Source organism: Haloferax sp. DFSO60, assembly GCF_046557615.1.
GTDB lineage: Archaea > Halobacteriota > Halobacteria > Halobacteriales > Haloferacaceae > Haloferax.
This window is the reverse complement of sequence record NZ_JBKIII010000002.1, coordinates 636,571-657,901: the sequence shown is the minus strand read 5'-3', so window position 1 is coordinate 657,901 and position 21,331 is coordinate 636,571. Positions and strand designations below refer to the sequence as shown.

The 21,331-nt window shown below is 60.6% G+C and carries 25 protein-coding genes; 9 read left to right on the top strand and 16 right to left on the bottom strand.

The window, feature by feature from the left end:
* The first annotated feature begins 47 nt into the window (after positions 1 to 47).
* Positions 48 to 1,325 carry a tRNA (N(6)-L-threonylcarbamoyladenosine(37)-C(2))-methylthiotransferase gene (locus ACK509_RS12900; protein ID WP_410766947.1) on the top strand — a complete coding sequence of 426 codons (1,278 nt, stop codon included), beginning with the start codon at positions 48 to 50 and terminating at the stop codon, positions 1,323 to 1,325.
* A gap of 34 nt (positions 1,326 to 1,359) precedes the next feature.
* Here ACK509_RS12900 and ACK509_RS12895 read toward each other — a convergent pair whose 3' ends face one another.
* From ACK509_RS12895 to ACK509_RS12885, 3 genes are all read right to left on the bottom strand, one after another.
* The gene (locus ACK509_RS12895; protein WP_410766946.1) at positions 1,360 to 2,109 is read right to left on the bottom strand and encodes a class I SAM-dependent methyltransferase; all 750 of its coding nucleotides are present in this window, start codon (positions 2,107 to 2,109) and stop codon (positions 1,360 to 1,362) included.
* Between the two features lie 129 nt (positions 2,110 to 2,238).
* Positions 2,239 to 3,177: a cation diffusion facilitator family transporter gene (locus ACK509_RS12890; protein ID WP_410766945.1), complete on the bottom strand. Its 939-nt coding sequence runs from the start codon at positions 3,175 to 3,177 to the stop codon at positions 2,239 to 2,241.
* A gap of 80 nt (positions 3,178 to 3,257) precedes the next feature.
* A complete protein-coding gene (locus tag ACK509_RS12885; RefSeq protein WP_410766944.1) occupies positions 3,258 to 3,803 on the bottom strand; it encodes an HIT family protein in 546 nt (181 codons plus the stop codon).
* An 82-nt stretch (positions 3,804 to 3,885) separates the two neighbouring features.
* On the opposite strand from ACK509_RS12885, the gene ACK509_RS12880 reads away from it, so the two are divergent.
* The gene (locus ACK509_RS12880; RefSeq protein ID WP_410766943.1) at positions 3,886 to 4,800 is read left to right on the top strand and encodes an EamA family transporter; all 915 of its coding nucleotides are present in this window, start codon (positions 3,886 to 3,888) and stop codon (positions 4,798 to 4,800) included.
* 39 nt (positions 4,801 to 4,839) lie between these two features.
* On the opposite strand, the gene map is transcribed toward ACK509_RS12880, so the two are convergent.
* The gene (gene map / locus ACK509_RS12875; RefSeq protein ID WP_410766942.1) at positions 4,840 to 5,730 is read right to left on the bottom strand and encodes a type II methionyl aminopeptidase; all 891 of its coding nucleotides are present in this window, start codon (positions 5,728 to 5,730) and stop codon (positions 4,840 to 4,842) included.
* A gap of 157 nt (positions 5,731 to 5,887) precedes the next feature.
* Between map and ACK509_RS12870 the strand changes: the two genes are divergently transcribed.
* The 3 genes from ACK509_RS12870 (at position 5,888) to ACK509_RS12860 (ending at position 9,446) form a co-directional block, all read left to right on the top strand.
* Positions 5,888 to 6,589, top strand: coding sequence for a metallophosphoesterase family protein (locus ACK509_RS12870; protein WP_410766941.1), 702 nt, complete (start codon positions 5,888 to 5,890; stop codon positions 6,587 to 6,589).
* An 88-nt stretch (positions 6,590 to 6,677) separates the two neighbouring features.
* Positions 6,678 to 8,906: a polyphosphate kinase 1 gene (ppk1, locus tag ACK509_RS12865; RefSeq protein WP_410766940.1), complete on the top strand. Its 2,229-nt coding sequence runs from the start codon at positions 6,678 to 6,680 to the stop codon at positions 8,904 to 8,906.
* Positions 8,907 to 8,954: 48 nt separating this feature from the next.
* Complete coding sequence (locus tag ACK509_RS12860; RefSeq protein ID WP_410766939.1) at positions 8,955 to 9,446, top strand: hypothetical protein; 492 nt, start codon at positions 8,955 to 8,957, stop codon at positions 9,444 to 9,446.
* A 6-nt stretch (positions 9,447 to 9,452) separates the two neighbouring features.
* Here ACK509_RS12860 and ACK509_RS12855 read toward each other — a convergent pair whose 3' ends face one another.
* The 3 genes from ACK509_RS12855 to ACK509_RS12845 are packed head-to-tail and all read right to left on the bottom strand — an operon-like array spanning position 9,453 to position 11,742.
* Positions 9,453 to 9,713 carry a lipoyl domain-containing protein gene (locus tag ACK509_RS12855; RefSeq protein ID WP_410766938.1) on the bottom strand — a complete coding sequence of 87 codons (261 nt, stop codon included), beginning with the start codon at positions 9,711 to 9,713 and terminating at the stop codon, positions 9,453 to 9,455.
* Complete coding sequence (locus tag ACK509_RS12850; RefSeq protein WP_410766937.1) at positions 9,710 to 10,750, bottom strand: alpha-ketoacid dehydrogenase subunit beta; 1,041 nt, start codon at positions 10,748 to 10,750, stop codon at positions 9,710 to 9,712. The genes ACK509_RS12855 and ACK509_RS12850 overlap by 4 nt, the downstream gene beginning before the upstream one ends.
* A complete protein-coding gene (locus ACK509_RS12845; protein WP_410767260.1) occupies positions 10,750 to 11,742 on the bottom strand; it encodes a thiamine pyrophosphate-dependent dehydrogenase E1 component subunit alpha in 993 nt (330 codons plus the stop codon). The genes ACK509_RS12850 and ACK509_RS12845 overlap by 1 nt, the downstream gene beginning before the upstream one ends.
* Positions 11,743 to 11,909: 167 nt before the next feature.
* Here ACK509_RS12845 and ACK509_RS12840 point away from each other — a divergent pair, with 167 nt between their 5' ends.
* The gene (locus ACK509_RS12840) at positions 11,910 to 12,572 is read left to right on the top strand and encodes a dienelactone hydrolase family protein (protein WP_410766936.1); all 663 of its coding nucleotides are present in this window, start codon (positions 11,910 to 11,912) and stop codon (positions 12,570 to 12,572) included.
* Here ACK509_RS12840 and ACK509_RS12835 read toward each other — a convergent pair.
* From ACK509_RS12835 to ACK509_RS12815, 5 genes are all read right to left on the bottom strand, one after another.
* The gene (locus ACK509_RS12835) at positions 12,556 to 12,711 is read right to left on the bottom strand and encodes a hypothetical protein (RefSeq protein WP_410766935.1); all 156 of its coding nucleotides are present in this window, start codon (positions 12,709 to 12,711) and stop codon (positions 12,556 to 12,558) included. The two genes, ACK509_RS12840 and ACK509_RS12835, sit on opposite strands and share 17 nt — an antisense overlap.
* Before the next feature lie 95 nt (positions 12,712 to 12,806).
* Positions 12,807 to 13,439 (bottom strand): DsbA family protein, encoded by a 633-nt coding sequence (locus tag ACK509_RS12830; RefSeq protein WP_410766934.1) that lies wholly within the window; start codon positions 13,437 to 13,439, stop codon positions 12,807 to 12,809.
* Positions 13,440 to 13,498: 59 nt separating this feature from the next.
* On the bottom strand, positions 13,499 to 13,930 hold the full coding sequence (locus ACK509_RS12825; protein WP_410766933.1) for a hypothetical protein: 432 nt from the start codon (positions 13,928 to 13,930) through the stop codon (positions 13,499 to 13,501).
* A gap of 72 nt (positions 13,931 to 14,002) precedes the next feature.
* Entirely contained in the window at positions 14,003 to 14,938 is a 936-nt protein-coding gene (locus tag ACK509_RS12820) for an oxidoreductase (protein WP_410766932.1), read from the bottom strand.
* A gap of 63 nt (positions 14,939 to 15,001) precedes the next feature.
* Positions 15,002 to 15,913: an isoaspartyl peptidase/L-asparaginase gene (locus tag ACK509_RS12815; protein ID WP_410766931.1), complete on the bottom strand. Its 912-nt coding sequence runs from the start codon at positions 15,911 to 15,913 to the stop codon at positions 15,002 to 15,004.
* Between the two features lie 121 nt (positions 15,914 to 16,034).
* On the opposite strand from ACK509_RS12815, the gene icd reads away from it, so the two are divergent.
* Both icd and ACK509_RS12805 read left to right on the top strand, forming a co-directional pair.
* A complete protein-coding gene (icd, locus tag ACK509_RS12810) occupies positions 16,035 to 17,297 on the top strand; it encodes an isocitrate dehydrogenase (NADP(+)) (protein ID WP_410766930.1) in 1,263 nt (420 codons plus the stop codon).
* Between the two features lie 207 nt (positions 17,298 to 17,504).
* Complete coding sequence (locus ACK509_RS12805; protein WP_410766929.1) at positions 17,505 to 18,089, top strand: hypothetical protein; 585 nt, start codon at positions 17,505 to 17,507, stop codon at positions 18,087 to 18,089.
* Positions 18,090 to 18,144: 55 nt separating this feature from the next.
* Here the strand turns inward: ACK509_RS12805 and ACK509_RS12800 are convergent, their stop codons facing one another.
* Positions 18,145 to 18,696, bottom strand: a complete 552-nt coding sequence (locus tag ACK509_RS12800) for a hypothetical protein (RefSeq protein ID WP_410766928.1) — start codon at positions 18,694 to 18,696, stop codon at positions 18,145 to 18,147.
* A 50-nt stretch (positions 18,697 to 18,746) separates the two neighbouring features.
* A complete protein-coding gene (locus ACK509_RS12795) occupies positions 18,747 to 19,091 on the bottom strand; it encodes a cupin domain-containing protein (protein ID WP_410766927.1) in 345 nt (114 codons plus the stop codon).
* 112 nt (positions 19,092 to 19,203) lie between these two features.
* On the opposite strand from ACK509_RS12795, the gene ACK509_RS12790 reads away from it, so the two are divergent.
* A complete protein-coding gene (locus ACK509_RS12790; RefSeq protein ID WP_410766926.1) occupies positions 19,204 to 19,737 on the top strand; it encodes a DUF5817 domain-containing protein in 534 nt (177 codons plus the stop codon).
* Positions 19,738 to 19,742: 5 nt separating this feature from the next.
* Here ACK509_RS12790 and ACK509_RS12785 read toward each other — a convergent pair whose 3' ends face one another.
* Positions 19,743 to 19,931, bottom strand: coding sequence for a hypothetical protein (locus ACK509_RS12785; RefSeq protein ID WP_410766925.1), 189 nt, complete (start codon positions 19,929 to 19,931; stop codon positions 19,743 to 19,745).
* A gap of 163 nt (positions 19,932 to 20,094) precedes the next feature.
* Positions 20,095 to 21,306, bottom strand: a complete 1,212-nt coding sequence (gene hmgA, locus ACK509_RS12780; RefSeq protein WP_410766924.1) for a hydroxymethylglutaryl-CoA reductase (NADPH) — start codon at positions 21,304 to 21,306, stop codon at positions 20,095 to 20,097.
* Positions 21,307 to 21,331: the final 25 nt, after the last annotated feature.

Sequence of the window (21,331 nt, the reverse complement as noted above, 5' to 3'; positions counted from 1 at the left end):
GATACCGCGGCCCTTTTGGCCGCCCAACTGGTACGTGGGATAACCGAATGGCCCGATACCACATCGAAACGTACGGCTGTACCTCGAACCGCGGCGAGAGCCGAGCCATCGAGAGCGCGCTCCGCGATGCTGGGCACTACCGCGTCGACGGTCCCGAGGAAGCCGACGTTGCCATCATGAACACCTGTACGGTCGTGGAGAAGACGGAGCGCAACATGCTCCGACGGGCCAAAGAACTCGAACAGGAGACCGCGGACCTCATCATCACGGGGTGTATGGCCCTCGCGCAGGGCAACGACTTCCAAGAAGAGGGCATCGACGCCCAGATTCTCCACTGGGACGACGTACCCACCGCCGTCACCAACGGTGAGTGCCCGACACCCGGACCCGGCGTCGCGCCCGTTCTCGATGGTGTTGTCGGCATCCTCCCTATCGCCCGCGGGTGTATGTCGAACTGTTCGTACTGCATCACCAAGTTCGCGACTGGTCGTGTCGATTCGCCGTCTGTCGATGAGAACGTCGAAAAGGCTCGCGCACTCGTCCACGCCGGAGCGAAGGAACTCCGAATTACGGGACAAGACACCGGTGTCTACGGGTGGGACAAAGGCGAGCGAAAGCTTCCCGAACTCCTCGATAGAATCTGTACCGAAATCGAGGGCGACTTCCGCGTTCGTGTCGGCATGGCCAACCCCGGCGGCGTCCACGGTATCCGCGACGAACTCGCCGCGGTGTTCGCCAAGCACGACAAACTCTACAACTTCATCCACGCCCCGGTCCAGTCCGGGTCGGACGAGGTACTCGAACACATGCGCCGCCAGCACCGCGTGGACAAGTTCAAGCAAATCGTGGACATATTCGACCGAGAGTTGGAGTACTGGACGCTCTCGACGGACTTTATCGTCGGCTATCCGACCGAAACCGACGAAGACCACCAACTCTCGATGGACCTCTTGAACGAGGTTCGCCCCGAGAAGATCAACGTCACGCGCTTCTCCAAGCGACCCGGCACCGACGCCGCCGACCTGAAGGGTCTCGGTGGGACTCTCAAGAAGGAACGCTCGAAGGAGATGTCCGAGGCGAAGATGGACATCGTCGCCGCCGCCTACGAGGAGATGATTGGCACCGAACACGAGGTTCTCGTGGTCGAAGAGGGCCACGGCGACTCGGTGAAGTGCCGCGACGAAGCCTACCGCCAAATCATCGTCCAGAACGCCTCCGAATACGGTCTCGAACCCGGCGACTTCACGACTGTCGAAGTCACCGCCCACCAGACCGTCTACGCGTTCGCCGAACCGGTCGAGACGAAGAAGAAACAGGCCGCCTAACTCGGCAGTTAGCGTCTCTGACTACTCCCTCTTTTCAGGGTCGAATCGACCACACGAGTTCGTCCTGCGTCGATTTCGGAACCTCACCGTCGAAGTTCGTCAATCTCCACGACGACGCCCCGACGAGTCGCAACAGCAGTTCGAACTCGCGTTTCGTAATCGACTTGATTCGATAGCTCTCGGAGACGACGAGTTCGTCGCTCGCATCGAACAGTGCCTTCTCGCCGCGGACGATGCTTTCTATCTCGTCTTCGAAGTCGGCGCGGTGCATGACTCGATACTGCTCGCCCTGGATTTCGACCTGCTCGGTCTCTTCGCTACCGTAATTCTCCACGACGAACTCGCAGTCCGGCGCGTAGAAGTTGAGTACTAACTCACCGTCGTCCGCAGTCGCCGCGAACAACGACTCGAGTGCCGCCAACTGGTCGTCGATAGTCAAATTGTGGAGGAACGCCCGAAACGGAACGATGACCAATTCGTAGGGGTCGTCCACGACGAAGTTCCGCATGTCGGCGTGCCACACTTGCGGGTCGAGTCCTTCGCTCGCCGCGTTCGTTCGGAGTTGTTCGAGCATTCCAGTCGAGAGGTCGATACCTGCGGCATCGACGCCCGCACGGAGGAGTTCGAGATAGATTCGCCCCGTTCCACACCCGATTTCGAGGACGCGACCATCGACCTCGCGGGCGCGCTGGAGGTAGTACGACACGTCTGCTGTCGGCGACGATTCCGCGTCGTACACCGAGGCCCACGTGTCGTAAAAGTCGGCGACATCGCTCGAATCCATAGACGGACTGTGGCCGAATCGTGCTTAAACTTTCGCACGGCTTAGAGGAATAGAAGTGGTAATCGAAGTAAAAGGACAGGTCTCGATTCCCTTCTTGGGAGAAGTTCGACTCACGCTCGAAACGCTACGCTAGGATTTTCCGTCCCCGCCATCCGGCGTGAACGTCGTGAATCGCCCCGATTCGGTGTCGTCTTTCCACTCACCGAGTTCTTTGGGGTCCACGTGGACGAACACGTCGTCCACCTCGTCGATATTTCGAATCGCTTGGACGACCCACGTCTCGATATCGTGGGCTTCGGTCACCGTCATGTCACCTTCGACTTCGATGTGGAGGCTCACGTCCACCTCTGGTCCGACGTAGTGGGCGACTACGTCGTGTGCGCCTTTCACGTCGGGGTGCGACAGCGCCGTCTGGATGATGAGCGCCCGAAGGTACTCCGGCGGGGCCGCACCGACGAGGTAGTTCACGTTGTCGCGGACGATTTCGTAGCCCGTGTAGACGATGCCGATAGAGACGACCATCGCCGCGAGCGGGTCGAGGATTGGATAGCCGACTTGCGCGCCGATGACGCCGACGAGAGCGGCCCCAGCAGTCAGGATGTCGTTGCGGTTGTCGAGTCCCGCGGCGACGAGCGCGGGTGAATTTCGAGTCCGACCGACTCGTTCACAGTACCGGTAGAGACCAAACTTGATGACGGCGGCGGCGACGAGGACGAGGACGCCGTAGACGCCTGCGGGACTCCCATAACTGCCTTCGAGAATCCGCACCGTACTCTGCCAGAGGATTGCACCACCGGCCGCGAAGACGCCGACAGCCACGAACAGCGAGACGAACGGTTCGATTCGCTCGTGCCCGTGTGGGTGTTCGAAGTCCGGTGGTTTCGTGGTGAGATAGAGTCCTGCGAGAATGATGATGCTGTAAATCGAGTCAGAGACACTGTTGACCGCCTCGGACCCCACCGCGAGACTGCCCGTCGACCACCACACCGCACCCTTCCCAACGGCGAGCAGGAGGTTCGCTGCGAGGACGACAAATCCAACCCGACGAATCGCCTGCTTTCGTTCCATTACTCGTCATTCGGGGGAGGGATTGAAATGCGCTTCGGGCGAGAGCGACCGTTTAGACGCGGTTTACAAGAGTTTTAGACTCAATCAAAACTAAATCGAACGGCAGTCTGGTCGTCGTCGAAACCTGCGCCCTCAAGCCCTGCAAACGCCTCGTGGAGTTGGTCGTACGACTCTTCGAGTGCCTGGACGATGACCTTCGTATCCGAGAGGACCGGCATGAAGTTCGTATCACCGTTCCACCGCGGGACGACGTGGGTGTGGAGGTGGTCGTCGATAGAGCCACCTGCTGCCGACCCGCCGAGGTTCTCGCCCGCGTTGAATCCGGCAGGGTCGAACGCCGCATCCAGTGCATCGATAGTCAGTGACTTGAGTCGGGCGTGGTCGAGGAGTTCTTCGTCCGTGAGGTCGGTGAAATCCCCGGTGTGTGTATAGGGAATGACCATCACGTGCCCGGGCGCGTACGGGGCGTTGTTGAAGATGACAAAGGAGTGTTCCGAGCGCGCGACGATTTTGCTCGCTTTGTCGTCGTCCTGTTCTGGGAGGGCACAGAATGGACACGAGTAGTCCTCGTCGTCGCGGTCGCGGGTCACCCACTCGATACGCCACGGGGCGAACAGTTGGTCCATGCGTGTTCGAAGACCCGAGAGGTGCAAGGCGTTTCGGTCGATAGAAAGCCATCTTCATGCATCGGGGGCCCAGAGCCAAGACATGGTCCTCAATGATGGGATGTTGGTGTATCTCTTTGCGCTCGTCCCCGCCGTCATTTGGGGCTTTACTCCCGTCTTGGATAAGCGGGGGATGTCATACGACGGCACTGCCTTACAGGCGTCGCTCGTCGTGGTCGTCGTCGACCTCACGCTGGTCACCTCGTTGCTCGTGCTTCGAGGTGGGTCTCTCCTCGCAGGAATCGACGTTTCCCTCGCGGGGCTATTCCTCTTCGCGGGCGCGACGGGGACGGCACTCGGTCGGTTAGCTATCTTTATCGGCGTCGACCGAGTCGGCGCGAGCATCAACAGCGCAGTTGTGAGCGCCCGACCGTTGTTTGCGACGGCGTTCGCCTTCGGTCTGCTCGGTGAACCAATCTCGCTCGAGACGGGCGTCGGCATTGTCGTCCTCGTCACCGGACTCGTCGTCCTCAGTCTCGCAAAGGGCGGAGACCTCTCCGGGTGGGAATCTCGTGACCTCATCTACCCACTGGGTTCGGGCGCACTCTTCGCCTTCGGGAACGTTCTCCGACGGTTCGGACTGGAGATGGGCGGCGCAGACGTGCTTCAGGCCGTCGCCCTCAACGAAGCAGGCGCACTCCTCGTCTTTCTCGGCTACGCCGCCGTCCGGGGGACCAAGGGCTTTCGCTCGGCCGACCGTCGGTCGTATGGGTACTTCGCCGTCAGCGGTGCGCTCACCGCCATCGCCTTAGTCTCACTCTTCAGTGCACTCGCGCTTCCAGCAGGGCAAGTGGCAATCGTCGAATCGCTGGCCTCGACTGCGCCGCTGTTCACGACCGTCTTCGTGTACTTCCTCCTGCAAGACCTCGAACGAGTCACCCGCGGCGTCATCGCCGGAGCGGTTCTCGTGGTCATCGGAACCGCGTTGGTGACGCTCGGACCAGCAGGTGCGCTCTGAAAAGCGAAGACGAGAAGAAAAACGAATCCGAGTGCTGAACTACTCGGTCAGATTCACGTAGCCATCTTCGGTGACGATGACGGTGTGTTCTGCTTGGCCGACCATCGCACCTTCTTCTTCCTTCAAGACGGGGTAACCACGGAGGACGCCCTGTTGGACGAGACGGCGAATCGCCATCTCGGAGCGGCCGCCTTCGAACCAACGGGCTGAGAAGGGAAGCAGTTTGTAGTCTTCTCGAATCTCGTCGAGAAGCTTTCGGGACATTCGGTCGCGGACCGAGCGGTCGTTAACGAGGCTGTAAATCTCGTTCTTCGAACCTTCAGTGACTTTTCCAGACCCGTCGGTTGCGAACGGCTCGATAGCGATGACGTCGCCGACTTCGAGTTCGACGCCGCGGTCTGCGCCGCGATTCGGAATGCTCGGGTCGGTGTGGGCGTCCCACTGCTCGACGCCGTGACCAGAGAGGTTGAGAACTGGCGTGTAGCCGTAGCCGCGAACCACGTCTTCGATTTCTGCGCCGATTTTCCCGGTGTGTGCGCCCGCTTCAACCATATCGAGTGCGGCATCGAGCGCCTCTTCGGCGGATTCGACGAGTTCGTCGTTGCCCGAGAGGTCCACCGTCACGGCGGAGTCGGCGATGTAGCCATCGACGTGGACGCCGAGGTCCAGACAGACCATATCTTCGCCAAATTCGGTGTCGTCGTTGCGACCCGGACTCGCGTGAGATGCCTCTTCGTTGATGCTGATGTTGGCCGGGAAGGCACAGCCATCGGCGAGTTCGCAGATTCGCGCTTCGGCGTACTCGGCGACTTCGAGGTGTGTCACGCCGGGTTCGACCATCTCGGCAGATTCGTCCATCACCGTGCGGAGGACCTCCCCTGCTTTTCGATACTTTTCGACCGTCTCCTCGTCGAGGGGTCCGATACTCATGGCCGCGAGTTAGTCACCCCGCGGGAAAGCGGTTGCGGGATACGAGGGCTCACTCTCGACCCTCTCCGACCTCTGTCGCGTGACTATATAGCACATACAACATCTACTAGCAACGTTTTCTAAAGTAGAGCGGTATCTTACAGGAAGACTGACTGATATGAGCGCACTCACATTCCACCCTGACGTTGCCGACAAGCACCTTCGTGTCAACCTCAACGAATGGGACGATGTCTACGTCGTCGGCGACGTTCACGGGTGTCTCTCGGCGCTCGAACAACTCGTCGAACGCCTCGACCCCTCGCCGGAGGACTTGGTGGTCTTCGTTGGTGACCTCGTGCGCAAAGGTCCCGACAGCAAGGGAGTTATCGACTACGTCCGCGAACGCGACAACTTCCTCTCTATCCGCGGCAACAACGAAGAGAAACTCATCCGCGGGAATAAGGAAATCGACGCATTGACCGACGACGACCTCGAATGGATCGAGAACCTTCCCGTGGCCATCTCGTGGGAAGGCGGCCTCGTCGTCCACGGTGGCGTCCACCCAGAAAAGCCACTCGCTGAACACGATATCGACGACCTCGAAAACACCCGCGCGATGAACCCCGGCGATAGCTACGACGGCCCGTTCTGGTTCGAACACTACGACGGCCCACAGCGCGTCTTCTTCGGCCACTCTGTCATGGCCCGCCCCGCAGTCTACGAGTACGCCATGGGTCTCGACACGGGTGCCGTCTACGGCGGTGCGCTCACCGCCTACGACCTTCGTGCCGACGAACTCGTCGCCATCGACATGGACGTGACCCACGAGGAACGCTCCGACTCGAAGATTATCGAACCCCGCCAACCGGCCCTCGTCTGAGCGTTTCCTCCTCGATTCTCGTTTTTCGCTCGTCTGTTCCAGCGAGCGTCGCAGTAAAGACCACCCGTGACCCACTTCTGAGTACGAAATGTCTGAGGAAGATGGGGTACCCGACGAACACCCACGGCTCTCACTCGATGGCGGCGTCACAGACCCCGTCAGCGTCGAGCAATCGACGCAGGCAGTTGCGACTCCCGATATCGACCTCTCGGATTCGTCGCTGTATCTCAACCGCGAACTGAGCGAACTCGCCTTCCACGAGCGCGTGCTTCACGAGGCTATCGACGACCGAAATCCGGTACTCGAACGGGTGAAGTTCCTCTCGATTCTCACCTCGAATCTCGACGAGTTCTTCATGAAACGCGTCGGCGGCCTCAAACAGCAAATCGACGCGGGTGTGACCGAACTCTCACCCGATGGCCGAACACCGAACGACCAGTGGCGTCTCGTTCTGGACCGAACCCGCGACTTGCTCGACCAGCAGAGTGAGTGCTATCACGAACTCGTCCACCCCGCGCTGGAAGACGCAGGGATTCACCTCGTCGAATACGACGACCTCACCGCGGAGACACAGACCGCGCTCCGCGACTACTTCGAAGCGTCCGTCCTCCCGACACTCACGCCGCTGACGTTCGACCCGACGCACCCGTTCCCGTTCATCTCGAATCTCTCGCTGTCGCTGGCGGTTCTCACCCGCGAACGCGACGACGACTCGCTGAAGTTCTCACGGGTGAAAGTTCCCGGCAATCGACCGCGACTCGTTCGCGTCGCCGACCACGTCGAGAGGGATTCTGAAGGCGAACAGTTCGTTCCCCTCTCTCGCGTCATCGAAGCCAACCTCGACTTGCTCTTTCCGAACGTCGAAATCGTCGATACCTCGCTCTTCCGAGTGACGAGAAACGCCGAAGTCAGGCGCAACGAGGAGGTCGCAGAGGGCCTCATCGACATGATAGAGGACGTGCTTCGACAGCGCCGGTTCGCAACCGTGGTTCGCGTCGAAGTCGAGGAGACGACTCCCAAGCGAGTCCGCGACCTCCTGGTCGAACAACTCTCGTTGTCTCCCGACGAACTGTTCGAGCGCGACGGCCCGCTGGATTACACCGGCCTCATGCCACTGCTCGACCTCTCGCGACCCGACCTCACACTCGACCGCTGGCGGCCCCAGCCTCACCCACGGTTCGCTGGACTTTCGGCGGAGAAACCCGGTGAACTCTTCGCCGAAATCGCCCGAAAAGACGTCCTCGTCCACCACCCGTACCACTCCTTTACGGGCACCGTCGGCACGTTCCTCGAAGCCGCCGCGAACGACCGGAACGTCCTCGCTATCAAGGCCGCAATCTACCGCACTGCCCCCGATTCGGAGGTCATCGAGACACTCATCGACGCCGCGAAAAACGGCATCCAAGTCGCCGTCATGGTCGAGCTCAAAGCCCGGTTCGACGAGGAGAACAACCTGCGCTGGGTCCGCCGCCTCGAAGAAGAGGGTATCCACGTCGCCTACGGGACGCTCGGCCTCAAGACCCACTCCAAGACGGCACTCGTCGTCCGCGAGGAGTCTGATGGCGTTCGACTCTATTCGCACGTCGCCACCGGCAACTATCACTCGCAGACGGCGAAGCTCTACACGGATTTGGGACTCTTCACCGCCGACCCCGACGTGGGCAACGACCTCGTGCGCCTGTTCAACTACTTCACCGGCCACTCGCGGCACGATACGTACCGAAAACTGCTGGTCGCGCCCACCAACCTCCGCGAGGAGATGACGCGACTCGTCCACCACGAGGCTGAGAACGCCCGCAACGGCAAGCCAGCGCGCATCGTCGCCAAACTGAACGCACTGGAAGACCCAGAGATGATTCGAGAACTCTACCGAGCGTCGATGGCAGGCGTCGAAATCAACCTCGTGGTTCGGGGTATCTGCCGACTTCGCCCCGGCCTCGATGGGGTCTCGGAGAATATCTCCGTCTCCAGCGTCGTCGGGCGGTTCCTCGAACACTCGCGTATCTTCTACTTCGAGAACGATGGTGACCCCGAATACTATCTCGGCTCTGCCGACTGGATGGTGCGAAATCTCGACCGCCGTGTCGAGGCTATCACCCCCGTCGAAGACCCCGAACTCCGCATCGAATTAGAGGCTGTTCTCGACGCCCTCCTCTCGGACAATCGCAAACGCTGGGTGATGGACGCAGAAGGAAGATACGAGCAACTCCGACCCGAGGGCGACGAGCAAGAAGTCGAAGCCCACCAAGTCTTGATGGACCGGGCGCTCGCGGCGACCCATCGGGCCGAGTTGTTTGGTGAAGTGGACGACGACTGAGAACTCACTGACAGAAGACATTTATCGAGACTCCTCACAGTCCAGACGATGCCCTCCTTCGAATCACGGCGACGGATTCTCGCTCGCGCTGGCGGTACGCTCGTTTTCTGTGTCTCGCTCGCAGGCTGTCTCGGTGGCGCACCGAGTGCGAGTGACGAGACGACTCGAACGACCGTCAGGGAGACGACCGAGGAGACCCCAGCGACGACTGCGACGGCCACCGAGACACCCGTTCCATTCGCCGAAATCACCAACGGAACGGCGGCACAGCGGGCGCTCGCCGCAGAAGAGTCGTATCTCAAATCACAGCTCCAGAACGCGTCGTGTCTCACCAGTTGGGGGACGCTCTCAACGACGGGGAGCAAGGAGGTGAACGTCGTCAATCGGACGAGCGACGGAATCGCCGTCGAAGTGCAACACCCCTACTCGTACGGAAAAGAAGACCCGCTCGTGGAAGCAGACGGTTACTCACGAGCGACCTACCTCGTCACCGAGGAACGTGTCGAGCGAATCGCTGGCAGAGAGATATCCCCCTGCTAACTCTCTCTAGTCACTCGGTTCGATTCGAGCGAGTACGTCACCACGGTCGAAATCCCCGCCTTCGGCGACCAGAACTTCCGAGATAGTTCCGCTCGCTGGCGCGGGCACATCGACGCTCACTTTCTCGACTTGAATCTCGCAGACGGTCTCGCCTTCGGAGACCGATGACCCTTCGTTGACGAACCAGTTGGCGAGGTAGCCTTCGTCTACATCCGCGGCGTCGTCCGGCCAAACCGACGCCGAGGTGACCTCGACGCCGTGGTTCATTCGTGGAGTTCCCGAATCGCTTCGGCGATGTCCGCGGTGCCGGGGTTGATTTCGTCTTCCAGCGAGCGGGCGTACGGAATCGGCACGTCCGGAATCGCCAGTCTGCGAACCTCTTTCAGGTCGTCGAGAGCGTGTTCGGCGACGCGAGCGATGATTTCGCCGGTCACGCCGAACGACTGGTAATCTTCGTCCACGACGAGGAGTTTGCCCGTCTTCTTCACCGATTCGAGGATGGTCTCGGTGTCGAGTGGGACGAGCGTCCGCAGGTCGATGACTTCGGCTTCGATGCCGTCTTCTGCGAGGTCTTCTGCGGCTTCCAGTGCGCGGTGGACGTGCAGGCCGAGCGAGACGACAGTCACGTCGCTGCCGACGCGTTTCACGTCTGCTTGGCCGAACGGAATCGTGTATGCTTCCATCGGGACACCGGTCTTCGGGCCGCTGGGCGAGGGCATCCAGCCGAGGCCCATCAGACGCTTGTGGAACATGAAGACGACCGGGTCGTCGTCGCGGATGGCGGTGTGCATCAGGCCCTTCGCGTCGTAGGCGTTGCTCGGGACGACGACTTTCATGCCCGGCAGGTGGGCAAAGGTCCCATAGAGCGTCTGGGAGTGCTGACCGGCGTCGTTGTAGGTGCCGCCAACGGCCGTCATGAGAACCATCGGAACGGAGACGGAGCCGCCGCTCATGTAGGTGTTCTTGGCCATGTTGTTGTAGATCTGATCCATCGCGACGCCGAAGAAGTCCACGAACATCAGTTCGGCAATCGGGCGCATGCCGGACATCGCCGCGCCGACAGCGGCACCGATAAAGGCCGTCTCGCTGATGGGAACGTCCATCACGCGGTCACGGCCGAACTCGTCGAGAAGACCGGTCGTACTGGAGAAGATGCCGCCGTAGTCGGCGATGTCCTCGCCCATGAGGAACACCTCGTCGTTGTCGCGCATCTCCGTGGCGATGGCTTCGACCATCGCCCGGCTCATCGTCAGTTGTCGCTCGGTCTCTTTCGCTTTGCTCGCGTCTTGTGGTTCAGTGGACATTATTGCTCACCTCCGTCGGTTATGGCGGGTGCCGGTGGGTTCGTGAATACGTCTTCGTAGGCCGTCTCTGGTGCTGGTTCTGGCTGGTCTTTCGCCCACTCGATTGCTTCTTCGACCTTCTCGTGTGCACGCGCTCGAATCTCGTCTATCTCGTCGTCGGTGACGTCGTGCGCGCGCAGGTCGTCTTCGAGGCGCTCGATAGAGTCGAGCCTCTTCGCGCGTTCGATGTCGTCTTCGGGGCGGTAGGCTTCCGCGTCGCCCATGAAGTGACCCATCCGGCGGTGGACTTGGACTTCGAGGAGTGTCGGGCCGTTGCCGTCGCGGGCGCGGCCGATTGCCCGTTCGGCGGCTTCGTAGACGGCGACTGCGTCGTCGCTGTCGATGCGTTCGCCGGGCATGTCGAAGCCCTGTGCGCGCTTCGACCCGTCTTCGACGTCGGTCACGCGGTCTTTGGGCATGCTGATGGCCCAGTCGTTGTCTTCGATGACGAAGACGACCGGGAGTTTGTGGACGGCAGCGAGATTGAGCGATTCGAAGAAACCACCTTGGTCGATTGCGCCGTCGCCGAGGAAGGCGACAGCGACGGCGTCCGTGTTTCGTTTCTTCGCGGCCATCGCCGCGCCGACGGCGGGGGGACAGCCCTGAGCGATGATACCCGAGCAGGCGAAGTTCACGTCGGTATCGAACAGGTGCATGTGCCCGCCTTTCCCGCGGCACAGCCCTGTCTCACGCCCGAAAATCTCGGCTGTCATCTTCTTGAGGTCTACCCCTTTCGCAATAGCGATGTGGTGCGGTCGATGCGGGGCAGTGACGGTGTCGTCGTCTCGCAGGTGAATACACACACCCGCGCCCGACGATTCGTGCCCGGCGGCGAGATGAAGTTCACCCGGAATCGGTCCTGCTGAGATGTCGAATGCGGGCTGTTTTCCGACGAGGTACTCTTCCATCAACCGCTCTTCATAATGTCGAGCAGTCACCATGTTTTCGTACATCGTCTTCAGCTCGCTCACACTAGGCATAGCACTGAAAGTGTTCTCTAGAAAATCTATTAACATTAATTGTGATAATTATGAGTGTCACAAATGCTGAAATACTGATTCACGGCATCTGAAGGGTTGTAGCGCACGAAACTAAGTCGCTCAACGGAGTATTTGCAGGTATGACTGACACGATTGTGGCCCCGGTCATGATACCCGCAGATGGGGTCAAACTCGAAGGAGAGTTGGCCTTACCAGCAGACGCCACCGGACTCGTCGTGTTCGCACACGGGAGTGGAAGCAGTCGCAAGAGTCCGCGCAACAACTACGTTGCGAGCGTCATCCGGCAGTACGGCGTCGGGACGCTTCTCTTCGACCTGCTGACCGAAGAAGAAGACGAGACGTACGAGACGCGGTTCAACATCCCACTGTTGACCACGCGACTCCTCGCTGCGACCGAGTGGTTACGCCACCGAGAAGACACGAAAAGCCTCGAAATCGGCTACTTTGGGTCGAGTACGGGCGCAGGTGCCGCACTCCTCGCGGCGGCCGAACTCGGCGACGAAATCGGTGCTGTCGTCTCCCGCGGCGGTCGAGTCGACCTCGCTGAGTTACGACTCGGTGACGTGATGGCACCGACGCTGTTCATCGTCGGCGGTGCAGATTCGGTCGTCCTCGAACTCAACCGCGACGCGTTCGAGTACCTCACGTGTGAGAAATCGATTGAGGTCGTGCCCAGAGCGGGCCACCTCTTCGAGGGACCGGGACAGTTGGAAGCGGTCTCTGATGTGGCCGCCGAGTGGTTCGCTGGACACCTCTCGAAAGCCGCTATCGAGCGAACTTGAGGTCGCGGGCGGGGTCTTCGACGACGACCCACCACCGAACGTCGTCTTTCGGATGCCGCATCTCGACGTGACGGTTCAGTTGGTCGCCCGTATCGAAGTCTTTTCCACAGAGATTGCAGCGGTGATGTCGCTTTGCCATAGTTTAGAGTACGCTCGCAGAGGGCAAGAATTAGCACGCGGCCGTCTTCGAAGATACGCCCAAAACCAAGATGTTTCGGGGCGGAACGAATCGCGTTAGAAGCCTTCGACCAGCCGTTCGAGTTGTTCTGGTGGAACTGCACCCCGCGCAGCGTAGCCGTCGTAGGCGAACGTCGGCACACCCGTGACGCCGTGTTGTTGTGCCTCTGTGAATCGCTGGCGAACTTCTGCCTGCAATGCGTCGTCCGACAGCGCCGACCGAATCTCGTCGCCGTCGATTCCGGCGTCTTCGGCGAGTTCGACCAACAGGTCTTCGTCACCGATGTCGTTGCCCTCCTGCCAGAGTGCCTCGAAGATGGACACGTCGAATTCCAGCCACGTGTCGTTGTCGTAGTGCTGTTTGACGTAGTAGGAGGCGATTTGAGCGGGCAGTGAGTCGATGTCGGTGGCGATGTCGAGTGTCATCTCCACGCCGTATTTTTCTTGCAAGCGGCGGACGCCTTGCTTCGCCTGCTCGTAGTATTCGTCGTCTTTGCCGTCATCGACTGAGAAGTCGATGCTTCCGTCGGGGCGGCGCTTCTGACTTCGGAGGTCGAACGGATGCCAGTCGATATCGAGTGTTTCCTCGCGCGAGTCCTGATAGCGCTTCAGCGACTCGCGGCCGAGGTAGCAAAACGGGCAGACGTAATCTGAGTAGACCGTGATTTGCTCTGGTTGAGACTCGCTCATACACACTCGTATCGACTACGGTTACAAAAGAGCATTGGGTGGCTGTGCGGCGCTTCTTCTCACCCGACGACGCCCCGCAACATCTGCCGGATGGCGACTTCCATCTCCTCGAACTCCGAGAGTTCGAGTTCGTCTGTCGTGACGAGGACGCCCTGGGCACCACTGACGACGCGGCCAATAAAGCCCTCGGAGAACACGCGAAGGGTGAATTCGTAGTCACCGAAGTCGGGCCGTGATTCGGCTTCGTACGTCTCCTTGTTGTAGTGTTCGTCCGGGCCGAACGCGACGCGCTCTGCTTCGACCAAGGCGGCTTTCGCGTCGTGAGTCTGTTGTGTGTCTCCACCGTACAGGTCGCGCCGGACGTAGAGTAACTCGAACTCGTCGGGCGTGAAGTACACCACGCTCCGGAGGGAGTCGCCCAGTGTCGCTCGGCACGTGCTGACGAGCGCATCTGCAAAGGCTGGTGTGTTAATATCTGACGCAGAGGACATGACTCAGATAGCACTTCGGACTACTTTATTTCTCCTCTAATTTGGAGAAAGAGACAGAGGATGGAAAGAAAGTCAGGCGAGACGGAATTGAGTCTCAGTCAGGTCTTCGGAGACCGACCAGAGTTTCTCCGCAGCGGTCTCGTCTTTCGAACGCTCGCTCGATTCGGCTTTGCCGGGGTAACCACGCATACCGAAGGCACCCTGCGGGCCGATGTAGTCGCCACTTTCGACGGTGGATTCGGTCGCGGCGTAGAGTGTGGGCAGTGCCCCCATCTCGGCGGACTGAGCGATAACGGTGTTTGCGAGTTTGTTCATCAATAGCCGAATTCGAGAGCCAGACGCCTCGGGTCCGCGATACTGGAGGTTCGTAGCGGCGTAGCCGGGGTGTGTGCCGATGCTGTGTACGTCGTCGATTCCGGCCGCGTCGAGTCGGCGGTCGAGTTCGTAGGTGAAGAGGAGATTCGCCAGTTTGCTCTGCGCGTAGGCCTCCCACTTGTCGTAGTCGCGCTCACTCTGGAGGTCCTCGAAGTCCATCTTCCCGCGCTCGTGGAGGCCGCTGGAGGTGTTTACGATGCGCGTCTCGCCCGGTGTGTCGCGGATGCGGGCGAAGAGGTCGGCAGTCAGCGCGAAGTGGCCGAAGTGGTTGACGCCGAGTTGCATCTCGAAGCCCTGTTCCGTCTCGCTTCGGGGAATCGCCATCACGCCCGCGTTGTTGCAGAGGACGTGGAGTTCGTTGTGATTCTCTTTGAACTCCTCGGCGAACGAGTGTACTGAATCGAGGTCGGCAAGGTCGAGTTCCGAGACGGTGAGCGACGCCGCCGAAACGTCCGAGCGAATCTCGCTTGCCGCGCTCTCTGCACGACCGAGGTCGCGGCAGGCCATGACGACGTGCGCACCGTTCTGTGTGAACAGTTTGGTCGCCTCGAACCCGAGACCACTGTTCGCGCCAGTGACGACGACGGTCTTGCCCGAGAGGTCGGGGACGTTTTCGGCAGTCCAGTCTGTCATAGGCTTGGCAACGAACGCGGGCGGCTAAACAGTGGTGCTGGCTTCGAAAACTGCTGGTTCTCGCTATTGCTCTGCGGTACTCGTCTGCATTCCTTCGGAGTTGAACGCCGACCCGAAGCCTTCGTCGTCGAGGAGGATGATACCCGCATCGGAGCCGGTGAGTTCGCCGAACTCTTCGATTGCGAGGTCGGCGGCAGTCTGGGCGTCACATCCGCGTTCGAGGTGGCGAACTGCTCGGCGTGCGAGCGTGACGCGAGCGATGTCTTCGCCTGCACCGGTCGTGGAAGCCGCGCCAGCAGGGGAGGCGTAGAATCCAGAACCGACCTGCGGTACGTCGCCGACGCGGCCTGCGAGTGCGAACCATCGCCCGCCCGTGGAGGTTGCCGAAGCGAACGTTTCGCCGTCGGTGGCGACAGCGCCGACCGTATCAAAGCCCGGCAAGTCGCCCGAAGTCAACGTCCCGTCGCTCGCCTTCGCCGTCGGGTCGCTCGTACTCCCACCGAATCGGTCGGCGAGCCAGTCGAGATGCTCGGTTGGTGAGCCAGTCGGTGCATCGGCGTTCTCCCAGCGCTCGCGCGTCTCGTCGGTGAAGAGGTCAACGTCGGTTTCGACGCCAACGTCGGCCGCGAAATCCACTGCTGGCGCTCCGGCGAGGAGGATATGTGGTGTCTCTTCGAGAACTGCACGAGCGACCGAAACAGCGTGTTCGACGCCATCCATGCCGCTCGCCGCACCGACTGCTCGGTCGCTGATCATCACGCCCGCGTCGGTTCGGACGACGCCATCCGATTGGACTGCGCCACCGACACCGGCGTTGAATCGGCGGTCAGATTCGAGATGTCGAACCGCAGATTCGACCGCAGAGAGGGGGTCAGACTGCTCAACGCCACGTGCTGCTGCATCGTCGAGTACTCCCTGTCGTGGGGCGGGTTCGTCGGGGACGCCACCGGCCCCGCCGTGGACGATAATTCGCATACCAGTGGCGATTCGGTGGGTGTGGGTAAACGTACCGAACCGCAGTGAACGCGGTGATACTTGCGCCTCTGGGGCGAGAACGGCAGGACTTTTACCCCCTATTCAAAACCCCTTATTGTTCATGAGCTACGACCAGATCGAGGTCCCTGCAGAGGGAGAAAAGATCACGCTCGCTGACGAGGAAACCGGCGAGCTTTCTGTACCGGACAACCCGATTATCCCCATCATCTACGGCGATGGCATCGGTTCTGACGTTGGTCCGGCCGCACAGAAGGTCCTCGACGCAGCCGCAGAAGCCACAGGTCGCTCCGTCTCGTGGATGCGCGTCTACGCTGGCGCATCCGCCCGTGACAAGTACGACGAGAACCTTCCGGAAGACACCGTGAGCGCCATTCGCGAACACCGCGTCGCAATCAAAGGCCCGCTCACGACGCCTGTCGGTGCAGGCTTCCGCTCGCTGAACGTCGCGCTCCGCAAGAAGCTCGACCTCTACGCGAACGTTCGCCCGACCTACCACCTCGACGGCGTTCCGTCGCCCGTCAAGAACCCCTCGGCGATGGACATGGTCACGTTCCGTGAGAACACCGAGGACGTGTACGCTGGCATCGAGTGGGAAGCAGGCACCGATGAAGTCCAGGAAGTCAAGGAGTTCATCGAAGACGAGATGGGCGCAACGGGCGTCATCCACGACGGCCCTGTCGGTATCGGCATCAAGCCTATCACCGAGTTCGGGACGAAGCGTCTCGTCCGCGAGGCAATCGAATACGCCCTCGAAAACGACCGTGACTCCGTTACCCTCGTCCACAAGGGCAACATCATGAAGTTCACGGAAGGCGCATTCCGTGACTGGGGCTACGAACTCGCCGAAGAGGAATTCGGCGACGTCACCATCACCGAGGACGAACTCTGGGAAGAGTACGACGGCGAGAAGCCAGAGGACAAGGTTGTCGTCAAGGACCGCATCGCCGACAACATGCTCCAGCAACTCCTCACCCGCACCGCCGACTACGACGTCATCGCCACGATGAACCTCAACGGCGACTACATGTCCGACGCCGCAGGCGCACAGATTGGTGGCCTCGGCATCGCACCCGGTGCGAACTTCGGTGAAGGTCTCTGTCTCGCAGAACCCGTCCACGGCTCGGCACCCAAGTACGCCGGTCAGGACAAGGTCAACCCGACCGCAATGATTCTCTCCGGCCGTCTCATGTTCGAGTACCTCGGCTGGAAGGACGCCGGTCTCCTCATCCGCGACGCAGTCGAGAAGACCATCTCCGACGGCGACGTGACCTACGACCTGCACCGTCAGATCGAAGGCGGCAACAAGCTCGCAACGAGCGAGTTCGCCGAGAAGATCGTCGAGAACATCGAAGAGCTGGCGTAAGCCAATTAGTGAGTCTGCCGAGCATTGCTCGGCACTATTCAGGAACTCGCGTAAGCGAGTCACCCCTCACAGGGATACTATCTGAGGCCATCTGGCCTCGTTTTTCACACCGTGAGCGACGGCGCAACGCTCGGTGGTCAGCATGTGTCACCTACAGACTGTTCAATAGTCGTATTTTTGACCTGTTCACACGACTGGACTGTTGGAATGGGAAGTTCAGTGTGGGGTGCGGTCGAAGTGAATATCTCTCCAGAAAGTGGTGTAGACCCGTGGAGTCACGCGCTTTCAGTGTACCCGTTCGTCCACACGGGGTGGTTGGGATGGCACACGCTGTTCGGACGGTTCCCGAACGACGACTTCAGTGCGGTCGCACCTGAAGAACGAGGGCTCCCTGAGGAACTGTCGTATACAGTCGAAGCGATGGTTCCCAACGATGCATACAACGAGAGCTATCTGACACTGACTGAACTCCTGACTGTCGATTGGAAGGAGGTGACGCCAGATGGAACACGCGTGTGGCAGTACCGCGAAGGCTCAGAGACCGGTTCACGCATGTCATCTAGGGAATTCGACGAACTGCCGACCGAACACCAAGAGAAAGTGATGAACGGCGAACGCGTGCAGTGGGAAGACCACCTTGGCCGCGATATCGAAATCAGAGAGGAACTGCACACGCGGGAGTTCGTCTGCCGACAGTCCGGGTGGTGGTGGGTGATACACGAGGTGATGGGAAAACTGCAACAAAAACACTATCCAACGGACGGGATTCGAGTCGTCACGTGGGAGTGGTAAGCGATAGAATCAGATTTTACGCTTCCCGAAAGTGCCGAGGAAGTCGACAGGGGACTTACTCCTCGCAGTCGAACCGCTGTGTTCCTTCTTCGATAGTGACGCGCTGATTCGTCGTCGCCACTACGTCTCCCGACGTTCGAACTTGCGCAGTGAGAGTCGTCGTCTCCCCGACCGAGAGCGTCTCGTCGTCCTCGACGAGCCAGGACGCGTCCCACTGCTCTTCACCCGTGTCGCGGAATGTCTCGGTTCGGGTCTCTTCGACACCATCCAGACTCACCTCGAGTGTGTACGGTGTGTCTCCGTCGCGGTCGAAGCCAGTCGGCAAGCCGAGCGTTCCTTCCACCCGAATGTGCAGACTGTCGCCGGGTGTCCCGAACGACATACACGAGTATGTCTCTCCGGATTCGGCACCCTCCGGGTAGTCCATCTCGTCGTTGAGTTTGACGGAGGCGTCTGCTATCTCGACGGTCACCTCGTCGGTCGAAAGTTCGTCGGTGACCGGAGCGAAGAGGATGAGCGTCCCGACGCTGAAGGCCGTCAGAACGACGAAGGTGAGAATCGACGCGGGACGCGGGGGCCAATCGAGTAACCACGGGAGGAGGTTCACAGCCGACAACTCTCGAAGACGGCCCTAAAATTGTCGGCCTTTCATCACTCCTATTCCTGCCAGTCGGCGAAGTCTCGGGGTGGCGAAAACACGTCGATGCCGGTCACCGTTTCATCTCCTCTATTTTCGGCGCTGTGCGGTTCGTTTCCGGCGAGTGAGTAGGCGTCGCCGGGGCCGAAGACGAGCTCTTCCTCGTCGTCGCCGACGATGAAGGTCAACTCGCCAGCGACGATGTAGCCGACCTGTTCGTGGTGGTGGTCGTGCATGGGGACGACTGCGCCGGGTTCGATTCGGAAGTGCTGGACGTTCATCTTCTCGCCGCCAGCGAGTACACTCAGGAATACGTCGTCTACGGCTTCGGTCGCTTCTACGTCGTCGAGGGATACGCGGTCCATGATGACAGCGCGCGCGGGAAGTGGATAAAACCGACCCCCAAAAGCGAACCTCAGTTCGTCCCTCGAGCGATTCGTCCAAACGTTCAAACCCGATGCCGCAAAACTCCCAGACATGTACGCGGTGGTCGGTTGTACGAACTGTTCGAACATGTGGCTCCTGTCGGACCCGAAGGCGTCGAAGACGGCGACGTGCCCCCGGTGTGGCCGTCGCCATCAGACGAAGAAACTCCGGCACTTCTTCGAATCCGACGACAGGGACGCGGCACGACAAGCCCGCGCCGCACTCCTCGCCAAGAAACACGGTGACAGCGCGGAGTTTGCACAGGTCGAACACGTCTCCAAATTAGGTCGCCAAGCCGACGAATCGGGTATCGACGACCGCGAGTATCTGGAAGCGTCGGGTCTCGACGCCGACGAGGTGTTCGACGCGGGCGACCGTGTCAAAAAAGAAAATCAGAGCGGGTCGTCTGACCGCGTGACGATTGTTCGAGACGCAATTCGTGACGGCGACCGCCCGACCGAAGACGAAATCGTCGAAGTCGCGGTCGAGCGCGGCGTTCCTGACGAAAAAGCGCGAGATGTCCTCGAAAAACTCCGACGCCGAGGAGAGGTGTCGGAGTCTCGCGGACGGTATCGGGTACTCTAACGCGCTTAGAGCGCGCCGAGTAGCTTCGCAATCGAGAGCGCCGCGGCGACGACACCGAGCGCCAACTTGAGCAGTTTGAGGGCCAGTGCAAGTCGGCGCATCTTTGCTTCGCTTTCAGCCTCGGGGTCAGAGCGGTACAGGGGGACGTTCATAGCGGGTTGGAGCGCTCGCGGATGCTCTCCAGACGAGCGCATTACAGTCATACTTTGGAAAAGTGAATAAAATCGAGCCATGGGTGCGCGGTGAAAGTGAAATTCCACGTCAGTTGTCTGAAATACAGTAACTGCCATCGAGGTCCGCCCTGTCACCCGATTCAGTCTATTTGCCGCCGCGAAAGTGGTCTGAAAGTAGTCTGTGCTATCGACCGTGTTCAGCGTGCGCACTCGCGAGGTGCCGCGAGGCGAGCGCCGAGAGGAGCGAGAGTTCGCCCGCGAGCGAGCCGACAGCGATACACTCTGCGAGGGCGTCGGCGTTCGAACCGGCCGGGTCGCCGCCACCACGGACGCCGATGATGTCCAGCCCTTCGGACTGCGTTGGGAGCTTCGTGCCGCCACCGACGGTACCGACTTCGAGCGACGCGAGCGAGACGGAGACGTAGAGGTCGCCGTCCTGTACGTCGGCGGTCGTGATGGCGTTCGAGCCTTCGACGACCTGCGCTTCGTCCTGCCCGGTTGCGAGGAACATCGCGGCGACGACGTTGGCGACGTGGGCGTTGAAGCCGAAGCTTCCAGCCTTCGCAGAGCCGATGAGGTTCTTTCGCGTGTTGAGTTCGGAGATGGCTTCCGGCGTCGTGTGGAGTCGTTCTTCGACGACTTCGCGGGGAATCAGCACGTCGGCGGTGACGCTCCGACCGCGGCCTTCGACGGCGTTGATAGCGGCGGGCTTCTTGTCCGTACAGAGGTTGCCCGAGAGGGCGACGAGGTCTGCGGTGGTCTCTTCTTCGACGACTTCGCAGGCCGCACCGGTCGCAATCGTCGCCATGTTCATTCCCATCGCGTCTTTGGTGTCGTAGCGGAAGCGCAGGTAGACGGAGTTGCCGACGACGTACGGCGTCACGTCGAGGAGTTCGCCGTGGTTCGTCGTCTCCTCGGCGGCGTCTTTCAGCGTCTCGAAGTTGTTTCGCGTCCACTCGACGAGAGCCTGGGCTTCGGCGACGTCCGCGACGCGGAAGACGGGTGCGCGGGTCATCCCCGATTTGAGGACGCGAGCGGTTGCACCGCCCGCAGAGTCGATAACCGAGCAGCCACGGTTGACACTGGCGAGGAGCGCGCCTTCGGTAGTTGCGAGCGGGAGGTACTTGTCGCCCGAGACGGCCCCACCGTCGATACTCACTGGTCCGACGACACCCATCGGCACCTGAATCGCCCCAATCATGTTCTCGATGGCCGAGTCGGCGACCTCGGCGGGGAAACCGTAGTTTCCAACGGCGTCGAGGGAGGCACCCGACTGCTCGTTCACGAGAATCCGGCGTGCTTCGGTTGCGACGTCGGCGTCGGCGTGTGCTTCGAGTTCGTGGAATCGGAGTTCGCCTTCCCGAACGCGGTCGGCGAGAGACGCGGCGTCAGTCATGTCTCAGGCTACCCAGTCGCGGCCC